The organism is Agrobacterium tumefaciens, assembly GCF_031801495.1.
Classification (GTDB): domain Bacteria; phylum Pseudomonadota; class Alphaproteobacteria; order Rhizobiales; family Rhizobiaceae; genus Agrobacterium; species Agrobacterium tumefaciens_K.
The window spans coordinates 669,845-682,055 of the sequence record NZ_JAOEGC010000002.1 but is presented as its reverse complement, the minus strand read 5'-3'; the positions used below and the strand labels follow the sequence as shown (position 1 = coordinate 682,055).

Annotated in this window: 14 protein-coding genes; 9 read left to right on the top strand and 5 right to left on the bottom strand. The window is 58.6% G+C overall.

What is annotated here, in order from left to right:
* Positions 1 to 51: 51 nt before the first annotated feature.
* Positions 52 to 1,752, bottom strand: coding sequence for a cytochrome c oxidase subunit I (gene ctaD / locus N7578_RS12700; RefSeq protein ID WP_311110679.1), 1,701 nt, complete (start codon positions 1,750 to 1,752; stop codon positions 52 to 54).
* 18 nt (positions 1,753 to 1,770) lie between these two features.
* On the bottom strand, positions 1,771 to 2,634 hold the full coding sequence (gene coxB / locus N7578_RS12695; RefSeq protein WP_422646723.1) for a cytochrome c oxidase subunit II: 864 nt from the start codon (positions 2,632 to 2,634) through the stop codon (positions 1,771 to 1,773).
* Positions 2,635 to 3,031: 397 nt separating this feature from the next.
* Here coxB and N7578_RS12690 point away from each other — a divergent pair, with 397 nt between their 5' ends.
* The 4 genes from N7578_RS12690 (at position 3,032) to N7578_RS12675 (ending at position 6,313) form a co-directional block, all read left to right on the top strand.
* On the top strand, positions 3,032 to 3,553 hold the full coding sequence (locus tag N7578_RS12690) for an invasion associated locus B family protein (protein ID WP_311110677.1): 522 nt from the start codon (positions 3,032 to 3,034) through the stop codon (positions 3,551 to 3,553).
* An 81-nt stretch (positions 3,554 to 3,634) separates the two neighbouring features.
* Complete coding sequence (tldD, locus tag N7578_RS12685) at positions 3,635 to 5,050, top strand: metalloprotease TldD (protein ID WP_311110676.1); 1,416 nt, start codon at positions 3,635 to 3,637, stop codon at positions 5,048 to 5,050.
* Between the two features lie 139 nt (positions 5,051 to 5,189).
* Positions 5,190 to 5,627 carry a VOC family protein gene (locus N7578_RS12680; protein WP_311110675.1) on the top strand — a complete coding sequence of 146 codons (438 nt, stop codon included), beginning with the start codon at positions 5,190 to 5,192 and terminating at the stop codon, positions 5,625 to 5,627.
* A 2-nt stretch (positions 5,628 to 5,629) separates the two neighbouring features.
* Complete coding sequence (locus N7578_RS12675; RefSeq protein ID WP_311110674.1) at positions 5,630 to 6,313, top strand: HAD family phosphatase; 684 nt, start codon at positions 5,630 to 5,632, stop codon at positions 6,311 to 6,313.
* Here the strand turns inward: N7578_RS12675 and N7578_RS12670 are convergent.
* Positions 6,286 to 6,624: a MazG nucleotide pyrophosphohydrolase domain-containing protein gene (locus N7578_RS12670; RefSeq protein ID WP_311110673.1), complete on the bottom strand. Its 339-nt coding sequence runs from the start codon at positions 6,622 to 6,624 to the stop codon at positions 6,286 to 6,288. The genes N7578_RS12675 and N7578_RS12670 overlap by 28 nt on opposite strands.
* Before the next feature lie 169 nt (positions 6,625 to 6,793).
* Between N7578_RS12670 and N7578_RS12665 the strand changes: the two genes are divergently transcribed.
* Complete coding sequence (locus N7578_RS12665; RefSeq protein WP_311110672.1) at positions 6,794 to 7,585, top strand: sulfite exporter TauE/SafE family protein; 792 nt, start codon at positions 6,794 to 6,796, stop codon at positions 7,583 to 7,585.
* Positions 7,586 to 7,603: 18 nt separating this feature from the next.
* On the opposite strand, the gene pdxH is transcribed toward N7578_RS12665, so the two are convergent.
* Entirely contained in the window at positions 7,604 to 8,224 is a 621-nt protein-coding gene (pdxH, locus tag N7578_RS12660; RefSeq protein WP_311110671.1) for a pyridoxamine 5'-phosphate oxidase, read from the bottom strand.
* 57 nt (positions 8,225 to 8,281) lie between these two features.
* Here pdxH and N7578_RS12655 point away from each other — a divergent pair, with 57 nt between their 5' ends.
* The 4 genes from N7578_RS12655 to N7578_RS12640 all read left to right on the top strand — a co-directional run bounded on the left by N7578_RS12655 (position 8,282) and on the right by N7578_RS12640 (position 11,630).
* Complete coding sequence (locus N7578_RS12655; RefSeq protein WP_311110670.1) at positions 8,282 to 8,731, top strand: RT0821/Lpp0805 family surface protein; 450 nt, start codon at positions 8,282 to 8,284, stop codon at positions 8,729 to 8,731.
* 207 nt (positions 8,732 to 8,938) lie between these two features.
* Complete coding sequence (locus N7578_RS12650; RefSeq protein ID WP_311110669.1) at positions 8,939 to 10,054, top strand: DnaJ C-terminal domain-containing protein; 1,116 nt, start codon at positions 8,939 to 8,941, stop codon at positions 10,052 to 10,054.
* Between the two features lie 131 nt (positions 10,055 to 10,185).
* A complete protein-coding gene (gene fabI, locus N7578_RS12645) occupies positions 10,186 to 11,004 on the top strand; it encodes an enoyl-ACP reductase FabI (RefSeq protein ID WP_311110668.1) in 819 nt (272 codons plus the stop codon).
* Between the two features lie 32 nt (positions 11,005 to 11,036).
* Entirely contained in the window at positions 11,037 to 11,630 is a 594-nt protein-coding gene (locus N7578_RS12640) for a histidine phosphatase family protein (protein ID WP_311110667.1), read from the top strand.
* 75 nt (positions 11,631 to 11,705) lie between these two features.
* Here the strand turns inward: N7578_RS12640 and N7578_RS12635 are convergent, their stop codons facing one another.
* Positions 11,706 to 11,966, bottom strand: coding sequence for a DUF1344 domain-containing protein (locus tag N7578_RS12635; RefSeq protein WP_311110666.1), 261 nt, complete (start codon positions 11,964 to 11,966; stop codon positions 11,706 to 11,708).
* Positions 11,967 to 12,211: the final 245 nt, after the last annotated feature.

Here is a 12,211-nt window from a genome sequence, read left to right as displayed (position 1 = left end):
GCATCTGACATTTATCATGTGCAGCCGCAAGGTTCGCTTGGACAAAATGCCTCAGCGGATGCGCGGAAGCTGTTCCCACTGGTGGTATGGCGGAGGCGAAGAAAGCTGCCATTCCAGTGTCGTTGCGCCCTCGCCCCACGGATTGTCACCTGCAAGACGCTTCCTGGCGAAAGCTTCCCAGATACCGAAGAGGAAGATCACGACGCCGATGGCGGAAATGTAGGAACCGTAGGACGATACCATATTCCAGCCGGCATACGCATCCGGATAGTCGATATAGCGACGCGGCATGCCTGCAAGGCCGAGGAAGTGCTGCGGGAAGAACACGAGGTTCACGCCGACGAACATCACCCAGAAATGCAGCTTGCCGATGGTTTCGTTATACATGTAGCCGCTGATCTTCGGGAACCAGTAATACCAGCCCGCAAAGATCGCAAAGACGGCGCCAAGCGAAAGAACGTAGTGGAAGTGCGCCACGACGTAATAGGTATCGTGCAGCGAACGGTCCAGACCGGCATTGGCGAGCTGAACGCCCGTCACGCCGCCGACCGTGAACAGGAAGATGAAGCCGATCGCCCAGACCATCGGTGTCGAGAAGGTCAAAGAACCGCCCCACATCGTCGCAATCCACGAGAAGATCTTGATGCCGGTCGGCACCGCGATGACCATGGTTGCGAACACGAAATAGCGCTGCGCTTCCAGCGAAAGACCGACCGTGTACATGTGGTGCGCCCACACGATGAAGCCGACCGCGCCGATGGCGACCATGGCGTAGGCCATGCCGAGATAACCGAAGACAGGCTTCTTCGAGAAGGTGGAAATGATGTGGCTGATGATGCCGAAGCCCGGCAGGATCAGGATATACACTTCCGGGTGACCGAAGAACCAGAACAGGTGCTGGTACAGGATCGGATCGCCGCCGCCTTCCGGCGAGAAGAACGCCGTACCGAAGTTGCGGTCGGTCAGAAGCATGGTGATGCCGCCTGCCAGAACCGGCAGGGACAGGAGCAGGAGGAATGCGGTGACCAGAACCGACCAGGCAAACAGCGGCATCTTGTGCAGCGTCATGCCTGGGGCGCGCATGTTGAGAATGGTGGTGATGAAGTTGATCGCACCGAGGATCGAGGACGCGCCCGAAACGTGCAGCGCGAAGATCGCCAGATCGACCGCCGGTCCCGGCATGCCGCTCGTCGCCAGAGGCGGATAGAGCGTCCAGCCGCCGCCGACGCCAAACGCACCTGCCGGACCTTCAACGAAGAGCGACAGGATCAGCAGGGTGAAGGCGGGAACGAGCAGCCAGAAGGAAATGTTGTTCAGACGCGGGAACGCCATGTCCGGCGCGCCGATCATGATCGGGATCATCCAGTTGGCAAAACCGCCGATCAGTGCGGGCATGACCATGAAGAAGATCATGATGAGTGCATGTGCCGTGGTGAACACATTGAACATGTGTTTGCCGCCGTCGATGGCGGCGTCGCCCTCGAAGCCGTAAACCATGGCTGCCAGGCCGTGGAAGATCTGGATACCGGGCTCCTGAAGTTCCATGCGCATTACGACGGAAAGTCCGCCGCCGACGATGCCCGCCATGATCGCGAAGATCAGGTAAAGCGTGCCGATGTCCTTGTGGTTGGTCGAAAGGAACCAGCGCGCAAAGAAGCCAGGCGTATGAGAATGATGCGCATCATGAGCGTGATCGTCATGTGCGGAGTGACCATGCGAGTGATGATCGTCGTGTTCGGAATGTCCAGCCATTGTCTTCACCCCAAGTCGTCAGTTGGTTTCGTTGGCTGCAACGTCGACCGTGCGCGGAGCGCCATCGACGGAGGCCATCAACGCCCGGTTCGCACCGCCGAGATCGGAAGCGGCGGCGGCAAGCCAGGTGTTGTACTGCTGTTCGGAAACCACCCGAATGGCGATTGGCATGAAGGCATGGTCCTTGCCGCAAAGCTCTGAGCACTGCCCGTAATAAAGGCCTTCCTTCTCCGGCTTGAACCATGTTTCGTTCAGGCGGCCGGGAACGGCATCGATCTTGACGCCGAAAGCAGGCATCGCGAATGCATGGATAACATCGGTCGGCGCTGCGGTGACGAGCAGGCGGACGGTCTTGCCGACCGGAACCACCATTTCGTTGTCCACGGCGAGAAGACGCGGATAGCGGGCCTTGTCCTCCTTGCCCACTGCCGCGCGGTCGCTGTCCTTCAGCATGTAGCTGTCGAAAGCGAGCGGCTCGGCGCCTTCAGCCGCCGGGTATTCGTAGTTCCACAGCCATTGCGTTGCCGTAGCCTTCAGCGTCAGGTCCGGATTTTCCGGCTGCGTCAGCTGCGCATTCAGAAGATTGAACGACGGAAATGCGATGAACAGAAGGATCAGGACCGGAGCAAGCGTCCAGACGACCTCGATGGCCGTATTGTGACTTGTCTTGGAAGGCACAGGATTTGTCGAAGCGCGAAACTTCAAGACCACGACAATGAGCAAGGCAAGAACGAAAATCGTAACCGGAACAATGAACCAGAGCGTATATTGTTCGAACCACCGAATTTCGTGCATGATCGGCGTGGCGGCCTCCTGCATGCCCATCTGCCAATGCACCGGCTGATCGGCGTGGGCGCCGACAGCCGTGAGCAGACAGGTCATCCCCGCCAGTGCTGCGTAAATCCTATTAATCACGGTACCCTCTCCCTCACGCGCCTGCTCCTTGATCTCCACCAATCACAAACGCAGAATCCATGCTTATGGTACTAACTTCAAACCACAGTTTGCCCTTTGTCGCAATATGCCGGGCCGCACGGAGGCTCGGCAATTTTACCATTCGTCATCTCCGCGCAAACAATTGGACCAAATGTGCTTTCAGGAAGACACAGTGAAACGAGGGTGCCGGGAAGCCGGTATCTCCGGGCGCGAAAAAACGGGCCGCACAGGGAGGCTGGAGGTCCTATTTCCGCCCAACTCCACTGGAATTGAAGGGAGAAGGCTTTTTTTTCACGATTACGACGTCAAAATAGCCGCACTGATTCGAATTCCAGAGGTTTCCATGCGTCTTATCCCGCTTGCGCGCACTTTTCTCGCGGCCGCCGGCCTTGCCTTCATCGCGTCTGCCGTGCCGAGCGTTGCGCAGCAACAGCCCGGAACGCCGAAATCGACGCATGGCGCATGGTCGGTGATCTGCGACAAGCCAGCAGGCGCATCCGAAGAACAATGCGCGCTGATGCAGAACGTGATTGCCGATGACAGGCCGGAAGTCGGCCTCTCGGTCGTTGTCCTGAAGACAGCAGACCGCAAGTCGCGCATCCTACGCATCCTCGCGCCGCTTGGTGTGCTGCTGAAGGATGGCATGGAGCTTTACATCGACAACAACAATATCGGCCGCGCCTATTTCACCCGCTGCTTCTCCGAAGGCTGCTATGTCGAGGTCGACATCGACGACGAACTGCTGAAAGTGCTCCGCGCAGGCAAGAGCGCGGTTTTCGCACTGCGTGAATCGGTCGATCAGGATCGCGTCGGCATTCCGATCGAGCTGACCGGTTTTGCCGATGGCTACGACGCCCTGCCCTGATCGACGATGGATCGCGGTCTTGCTTCCGGCCGCGCCAATCCCTAAATCGGTCATGAAACGATAAAGACCGGAGCCTTCCCCATGACCAATGATCTTGTGAGCCTTTTCGATTGTGACGAAGGGACGCTGCGCAAGGCGGTCGGCGAAGCGCTTGCCGGGGCAGACGACGGCGAGCTGTTCATCGAACATGCGCAGGCCGAATCTCTGACATTCGATAACGGTCGCCTAAAGGGCGGCTCCTTCAACACCGATCAGGGCTTTGGCCTTCGCGCCGTCGCTGGCGAAACGGTCGGCTACGCCCATGCGGGCGAACTTTCGCAAGCTGCGCTGAAACGCGCCTCGGACGCGGTCGGCGCCGTAACGAAGGGATATTCCGGTTCCTACGCCGCCGCGCCGCAGCGCACCAACAAGAAGCTCTATGGCGACGAGAACCCAATCGGTGCCCCGAGCTTCGAGGAGAAGGTAAAGCTTCTCACCGAGATCGATACGTATCTGCGCGACAAGGATGCGAAGGTCCGTCAGGTGACCGCCACGATATCCGCAAGCTGGCAGGTGGTGGACATTCTGCGCGCCGACGGCCACCGGGTCAGCGATGTGCGCCCGATGACCCGCATCAACATTTCCGTCGTTGCCGGCGAAGGCGACCGGCAGGAAAGCGGCTCCTACGGCATTGGCGGCCGCATCGGCTTTGGCGATTTCATTACCACCGAAAACTGGCAGAGCGGCGCGGACGAGGCGTTGCGACAGGCGCTCGTCAACCTGACCGCCATCGACGCTCCGGCTGGCACGATGGATGTGGTGCTTGGATCCGGCTGGCCGGGCGTGATGCTGCACGAGGCAGTCGGGCACGGCCTGGAGGGCGACTTCAACCGCAAGAAAACCTCGGCGTTCGCCGGGCTGCTGGGTGAGATGGTCGCAGCTCCCGGCGTGACGGTGGTCGATGATGGCACAATTGACGCCCGTCGCGGTTCGTTGACCATCGACGACGAAGGCACGCCATCCGGCTACAACGTGCTGATCGAGAGCGGCAGGCTCGTGGGCTACATGCAGGACCGGCAGAACGCCCGGCTGATGGGCATGCGTCCGACCGGCAACGGCCGCCGTCAGGGTTATTCGCATGTACCGATGCCGCGCATGACGAACACCTACATGCTTTCCGGCGACAAGACCCCGGAAGAGATCATCGCTTCGGTGAAAAAAGGTATCTATGCGGTGTCGTTCGGCGGCGGACAGGTGGACATCACCTCCGGCAAGTTCGTTTTCGGCTGCACGGAAGCCTATATGATCGAAAACGGCAAGCTCGGCGCGCCTGTGAAGGGCGCGATGCTGATTGGCAATGGCCCGGACGCCATGAAGCGCGTATCGATGATAGGCAACGATTCCAAGCTCGATACAGGCATCGGCAATTGCGGCAAGGCCGGTCAGTGGGTGCCGGTTGGCGTCGGCCAGCCTCATCTGCGTATGGATCAGATTACGGTCGGTGGCACCAGGGCCTGACGGACGACGATTCTTTTCGCCTGCCACTGACATAGACCGCGGAGTATATTTTTCGGACAATGCCTTGAGAAAGATATAAGGTTTTGTCTCCTATACGGGAGGTATCCGACCCTGCACTTTTATCAGTTCAAAGGATGAAATGACCGGTCCCAGCAATGCTCTCGTTCCCGAACTCGCCGTCAGCGACTGGCAGAAAAGCCGCGCTTTCTACTGCGATCTCATCGGTTTTCATGTGGTTTATGAACGCCCCGAGGAAGGTTTCGCCTATCTTGGACTCGGCGATGCGCAATTGATGATCGACCAGATCGGCGCAACGCGCACATTCGTCTCCGATAACGCTCCACTGGAAATGCCGCTTGGGCGCGGCATGAACCTGCAGCTTGCGGTTCCGTCCCTGCAGCCGATCCTGTCACGGCTTGAGCGGGCGGGTATCGAACTGGTGATGGCGCTCGAAGAAAAATGGTACCGGCACGGCGCCGTCGAGACGGGCAACCGCCAGTTCATCGTTGCCGATCCGGATGGTTATCTGATCCGTCCATTCGAAAACATCGGCGAACGACCGTTCCGGTTTACCTGACGATGTTGCCACGCCTGCCCAAAGCCGTCATTTTCGATATGGACGGACTGCTGATCGAGAGCGAAACGCTCTATCGCGATTCATTTTTGGCAGCGTCCCGCGAAGGCGGCCATGGCATGCACGTTGAAACCTACCAGAAGGTTTGCGGCAGTCCGTGGGACACCATTACCAAGGCGATCCTGGCTGACTACGGCGCGGATTTTCCGATCGATACCTTCAGGGACGCATGGCTGAAGCATCTTCGCATCATGATGGCTGACGGTGTGGCGCTGAAACCCGGCGTTATAGAAATCCTCGATCTGCTCGACCGATTTTCCATCCGCCGTGCGATCGCGACATCCTCCCAGCATGATTCGGTGCAGCGGCATCTTTCACCCTTCGATCTACCGCAGCGCTTCGACCAGATCGTCGCGCGTGGCGATTACGCAGCACCGAAGCCCTCCCCGCTGCCCTATCTGACGGCCGCGCAACGGCTGGACATCGATCCGGTCCATTGCCTTGCTCTGGAAGATTCCTATCACGGCGTCCGCTCGGCTTCCGCCGCGGGCATGATGACGATCATGGTGCCCGATGTCGCCCCGCCCACGGAGGAAATGCAGGACCGCTGCGTTGCCATCTGCGACGACCTCTTTTCCGTGGCGTCGTTGCTGCAAAAAGCTCATTCTGGCGTTTTCGCAGGTTCCTGAAAGTTTGCGCCTGCCAGCGTGAAGCGCCACTTGCGCTCTATCGATGCCTCGATATCCAGACCGTTGCGGTGGGCCAGAAGCAGCACGTGGCCAAGAAGATCAGCGGTTTCATCCGCCAGTTCCTGACGTATTTCGGCCTCGGTCTTTCCCTTGCTCCGCCCCCGGCCACTCAGGCGATTCCACGCCTGCGTGACTTCGCCCACCTCTTCCTGAAGCTTCAGCATAAACCAGTCGGGATCACGCTCGATGCCGTTGATCCGCGCATATTTCTGCGACGCCTTCTCGAACTGCTGCATCATCACGGCAAGCATATGTTCATCCTTTGTTCCAGTCATCGCAACATTAATCACGATTCATCCGCATTGTCGAATTGAAATCGGCACCTCGAAATCAGGCCCGCCACGCCTGACGTTCAGTGGTCCGGAATTTTCCACGACAACCGGGAAGGAAGAGGCTAGGAGGAAGAAATCGAAAATCTGAATGTCATCCGCCATGTCCTATTCCGACCTCCTTTTTCAGCTTACCGACGGCCACAGCCCTGCCGTTCTTGCGATGTTTGCCGGTGCGGCACTTCTCGCCGGTCTGGCGCGTGGTTTCTCAGGGTTTGGTGCGGCCCTGATCTTCATTCCCCTTGCAAGCGCCATTGTCGGCCCCCGCATTGCCTCGGCCGTTCTGCTTGTCGTCGACGGCATTTTGACGCTTGGCATGATACCGGCTGCGTGGCGAATGGCGGACCGGCGCGAGGTTTTCACCATGTCCACGGGCGCATTGATCGGCGTACCGGCAGGAGCCGCGCTTCTCTCATACGGCAATCCGCTCATGCTGCGATGGCTGATATCCTGCGTTGTCGTCCTTCTTCTGCTGTTTCTCATTTCCGGATGGCGTTATGGCGGGCGCCCGAAAACACTGCTGACCGTTTTCACAGGATTTGTCGCCGGCGTGTTTTCCGGCGCGGCGCAGCTTGGCGGCCCGCCCGTGGTCGCCTACTGGCTTGGCGGCGCGCTGAAAGGCCCGTTCGTGCGGGCCAATGTCATTCTCTACTTCGCGATTTCCACCGTGCTTTCGGTGACCAGCTACTTTTTCGGCGGGCTGTTTACGGCGAGCGTTTTCGTCTTCTCACTGCTCGCCGTTCCGTTTTACGCCGCAGGCCTCTATTGCGGCGCGCGTCTGCATGGGATTGCCGACGAAACGACGTTCAGGCGCATCTGTTACGGCCTGATCGCCATCTCCGCGATCATCGGTCTGCCGGTTTTCGATTCCCTGCTGAAATAACAGGTTCACGAAACCGCATTACGGGAACATACGCACCTTGGACCAGTCGCCATCCGGTGTATCGCGGCGGAACTCCATGCGGTCATGCAGGCGGAACGGCCGATCGTGCCAGAATTCAATGCTGAGCGGGCGAATGCGGAAGCCGGACCAGTACGGCGGACGCGGAATGTCGCCGATCGCGTATTTCAGCGTATATTCGGCTACAGCCTTTTCCAGCGCGAAGCGGCCTTCCAGCGGACGCGACTGCTTCGAGGCCCAGGCGCCAATGCGGCTTCCACGCGGACGCGAAGCATAATAGGCATCCGCCTCCTCGTCGCTCACGACCTCCACCTCGCCGCGCAGACGCACCTGCCTGCGAAGGCTTTTCCAGTGGAAGCACATGGCCGCCTTCTTCTGTCCCAGAATTTCCCTGCCCTTCTGGCTTTCGAAATTCGTGTAGAACACGAAGCCACGATCATCGACGCCCTTCAGCAGCACCATGCGCACATTCGGCAGGCCATTTTCATCGACTGTCGCCAGCGCGACAGCGTTCGGATCGTTGATTTCGGAAGCTGTCGCGTCCTTCAGCCATTCGGCAAAAAGTGTGAACGGTTCATTTTCTTCCGTGAAGTCACTGGATGTTAACCCCGTTTCCGACATATTGACTAAAATGCTCCCGATTTGAGTTTGGGCACCAGAGATGTAGTCTGGCGAAAGATGGTGATCGTCATAGCAAAGTCGAACAGTCGAACAAAGAGCCTCCTGTCATCGGTTGCGGAAATTTCCGCTGTCGTTTCAATGCTTGTGGTGCTGAGCGGATGCGTCAGCCTCGACCTGTTCGGCGGCGACAAGGTGGATCGTTCCCTTTCCACCGCCTCCGTCCCCAACCAGCCCAACAATGCTCCGCAGACAGACGACGCGACCATTCGAAACGCCGTGACATCGGCGGATCTCTCCAAGCTGGCCGACCAGCCTCTGCCCTGGGCGAACGCCGCAACCGGCAGCGCTGGTGTTGTCACCGCCATCAACGAAAACAGCGCCAGCGGCTTTGTCTGCCGCGATTTCAGAACGACACGCCACTCCTTCCAGGGTGTTGCGAGCTACGCCGGGCAGGCCTGTCTCTCCGAAACCGGAGAATGGCTGCTCACTCGTTTCGAGCAGAAATAATCCATTTACCTTATTGGCCAGAATTCCACCGGCTGCCGAATGCGCCCGGCGTGCCGTAAAGGTCTGATTAGCAACTTATTGCGACAGTCGACGTTAGTTCAAAAACGGGTCGTGTGCGCGAATGATCGTTGCCATCCCGCAAGAGTTCTTTTCGCGGCTGCGCCATGATTGAGGTGACTGCCGCGACAAATGTTTACGGTGTTTCGCATGCGCGATCCTTATTCGGTCCTCGGCGTAAAACGTGACGCCGCATCAGATGAAATCAAAGCCGCGTGGCGGACGAAGGCGAAATCCGTCCATCCGGACGCGAATCGCGACGATCCCAACGCCACGGCTCGTTTCGCTGAAGTCGGTCAGGCCTACGATCTTCTGAAAGATCCGAAGAAACGCGGTCTTTACGATCAGGCCCGTCAGGCCGCCGACAAGAAAAAACGCGACCAGACCATCATGCAGCAGCGGGAGGCAGCCCGCGAGGCCGCGGAACGTGCCAAGGCTGCGGAAAAGCTGATGGAAGAGCTGGCACGCGCCGAAGCACGCACCCGCAACACAGCGGGTCCGAAAGCCGACGGCAAGTTTGAAGCGGCCGAAGATGTCGTGGAGCGCATATTCGGCGCGCAGGCACAAAACGATCCAAAGGTGCAACAGGCTGCAGCCGAAGCGACGAAGGCCGCAAGTGCGAAAGCTGATGCCGCCGTGGCAACGGAAACCGAAACAGCCATCGCGACCGAGGAGAAGACGGCGGCTCCGTCCTTTCTTGCCTCCAACCTGTTCGGTGCGCTAGTGCGCCGTTTCATGCCAGGCCAGCCGGCTTTGGAAAAAGCGCCCAACATTACCGCCGAGGCAACAATCACCGTCGCCGATCTGCTCGAGCGCAGATGGATCACGCTTCCCCTCCCGGAGGAGCGCGAAGTCCGCTTCCAGCTCGAAGCCGGCATGAGCGATGGCCATGTCGTACGCCTGAAGGGACAGGGCTTGAAGCTTCCCGGCATGGCGCGCGGTGATCTCGCCATCACACTGCTGGCAGCACGCGACGACGCCTTCTCCATTCGCGGCTTCGATATCCACACATCGTTACCGATCTCGCTCGGCGATGCCGTTCTCGGTTGCGAAACCAAGGTGCAGACACCTCGCGGCGAGGAAACCGTGACGATCCCGGCGTGGTCGGGCTCCGACAAGATGCTGCGTCTGGAGGGCAAGGGGCTTCCCGACGGCACCGGCGGATTTGGCGATTTTGTCGTGGAGTTGCGTATCCTGCTGCTCGAAAAGCCCGACGACAAGGTAACGGACCTGATGCGCCACATGCGCGAAGGCCTGTATTTGTGACAGTTCCACGAATAATTTGGACAAAGCACCCTTTGTTACGATCCCTAACAGTTGATGATACTGGGCAATCTTGAACAGGATTGCAGCCTATGCCATAGGCAGGATCAATCGAAAGCATCAGGGAGCATAAAATGGCTCAGGCATCCGGCCTTATGGCTGGCAAACGCGGCCTCATCATGGGCGTCGCAAACAATCGCTCAATCGCTTGGGGCATTGCCAAGGCATGCGCAGACGCAGGTGCGGAAATTGCATTGACCTGGCAGGGCGATGCGCTGAAGAAGCGCGTCGAACCGCTGGCGCAGGAACTGGGCGCCTTCATGGCCGGCCACTGTGATGTCACGGATCTCGAGACGATCGATGCCGTCTTCGCCAACCTGGAAAAGCACTGGGGCAAGATCGATTTCGTCGTTCACGCCATCGCCTTCTCCGACAAGGATGAACTGACCGGCCGTTACCTCGACACGAGCCGCGACAACTTCAACCGTACCATGGATATTTCCGTCTTCTCGCTGGCGGCCGTTGCGAAGCGCGCCGACCCGGTCATGAACGATGGCGGTTCGATCATCACCCTCACCTATTACGGTGCGGAAAAGGTAATGCCGAACTATAACGTCATGGGCGTTGCAAAGGCGGCGCTCGAAGCCAGCGTTCGCTACCTCGCCGTCGACCTCGGCAACCGTGGTATCCGCGTCAACGCCGTTTCCGCCGGTCCGATCAAGACGCTTGCCGCTTCCGGCATCGGCGATTTCCGCTACATCCTGAAATGGAACGAATACAACGCGCCGCTGAAGCGTACCGTTTCCATTGAAGAAGTCGGCAAATCGGCGCTCTATCTGCTGTCCGACCTGTCGACCGGCGTGACGGGTGAAATTCACCACGTCGATTCCGGCTACCACACCATCGGCATGAAGGCTGTGGACGCCCCGGATATCTCCGTGGTCAAAGACTGACCTTTCAAGACTTCTGAAACAGGGGTATCGCCTTGCTCGTCTATGTGATCCGGCACGGACAGACAGACTGGAACGCGATACGTCGACTTCAGGGTCAAAAGGACGTTCCGCTCAACGATTTCGGCCGCTCTCAGGCGGTCGGAAACGGTGAGACTCTCGCCCGCATACTGGGCGAAACCGCCAGCGATTTCGACTATGTGGCTAGTCCGCTCGGGCGCACACGCGAAACGATGGAACTGATGCGCGGCGCGATGGGGCTCGATCCCCTCGCCTACCGCACGGACGATCGCCTTGTCGAACTGTCGTTCGGTGACTGGGAAGGTCAAACCCTTCCGGAACTCAAGATTTCATTTCCCGATCGGGTGAAGGCACGCAAGGCCAACAAGTGGGATTTCATTCCGCCGGGTGAAGACGCCGAAAGCTACGAAATACTTTCCTGGCGCATCGGCGCATGGCTTTCATCGATCAGCGCCCCTACGGTCTGCGTCTGTCACGGCGGCGTTATCCGGTCGATCTTCCGTCTGATCGCAGGCATGGACAAGCACGAAGCATCCACGACGCAGATCCCGCAGGATCGCATTCTCAAGGTCGAGATCGACAAGAATATCGCCGAATGGATAGCGTGATATAAAGCGACAAGCTTAGCTTGACGGAAAACAGAGTACGATGCCCTCATCTATGCGAGGGCGTGCAACGATCCATTACGGCAGGACGTCCATGTCGTCGACGACGCGCTTTCCGTCGACTTCCGTGTAAAAGACCACGACCTTCACGCCGGCTTTCAGGCCTTCGAAGTTGAACTCCTCGGGCACGCGGTAGGTCTTGCCGTCGTTTAGCGTGATTGTCAGCGCATTCACGTCGATCTTGCTGATCGTGCCTTCCACATCGACGCTCTGGGCATAGCTGTTGATAGGAGCCAGCAGATTGGCGGTGGCCAGAAGGGCGGCAATCATCATACGCATCGAGCTAGCTTTCGTGGATTTGCGTGAAAACTTTTGATGCATGAAGAAGTGCCTTTCGAATGTGGCGGAAATTGCCCGCAACCATGACATTTTCGGCCCAATTGATGAACGGATTTAGCGTAACGATCAAGCCGTTAGGAAATTTTACACCGCATTTTCCGCAAGCGCGGGAAAACCGACGATTTGTACCGCGACGTCGGGTTTCGCGGTTGCTTCCGGCTTCCGTATCCTAACCGGCAGGCCCG

Excerpts from the sequence above, each read along its gene's own strand:
- N7578_RS12650 (WP_311110669.1), top strand. The coding sequence starts at position 8,939 with ATGCGCGATCCTTATTCGGTCCTCGGCGTAAAACGTGACGCCGCATCA.
- tldD (WP_311110676.1), top strand. The coding sequence starts at position 3,635 with ATGACCAATGATCTTGTGAGCCTTTTCGATTGTGACGAAGGGACGCTG.
- N7578_RS12690 (WP_311110677.1), top strand. The coding sequence starts at position 3,032 with ATGCGTCTTATCCCGCTTGCGCGCACTTTTCTCGCGGCCGCCGGCCTT.
- N7578_RS12680 (WP_311110675.1), top strand. The coding sequence starts at position 5,190 with ATGACCGGTCCCAGCAATGCTCTCGTTCCCGAACTCGCCGTCAGCGAC.
- fabI (WP_311110668.1), top strand. The coding sequence starts at position 10,186 with ATGGCTCAGGCATCCGGCCTTATGGCTGGCAAACGCGGCCTCATCATG.
- N7578_RS12665 (WP_311110672.1), top strand. The coding sequence starts at position 6,794 with ATGTCATCCGCCATGTCCTATTCCGACCTCCTTTTTCAGCTTACCGAC.
- N7578_RS12675 (WP_311110674.1), top strand. The coding sequence starts at position 5,630 with ATGTTGCCACGCCTGCCCAAAGCCGTCATTTTCGATATGGACGGACTG.
- pdxH (WP_311110671.1), bottom strand. The coding sequence starts at position 8,224 with ATGTCGGAAACGGGGTTAACATCCAGTGACTTCACGGAAGAAAATGAA.
- N7578_RS12655 (WP_311110670.1), top strand. The coding sequence starts at position 8,282 with ATGGTGATCGTCATAGCAAAGTCGAACAGTCGAACAAAGAGCCTCCTG.
- ctaD (WP_311110679.1), bottom strand. The coding sequence starts at position 1,752 with ATGGCTGGACATTCCGAACACGACGATCATCACTCGCATGGTCACTCC.
- N7578_RS12670 (WP_311110673.1), bottom strand. The coding sequence starts at position 6,624 with ATGCTTGCCGTGATGATGCAGCAGTTCGAGAAGGCGTCGCAGAAATAT.
- N7578_RS12635 (WP_311110666.1), bottom strand. The coding sequence starts at position 11,966 with ATGCGTATGATGATTGCCGCCCTTCTGGCCACCGCCAATCTGCTGGCT.
- coxB (WP_422646723.1), bottom strand. The coding sequence starts at position 2,634 with ATGACCTGTCTGCTCACGGCTGTCGGCGCCCACGCCGATCAGCCGGTG.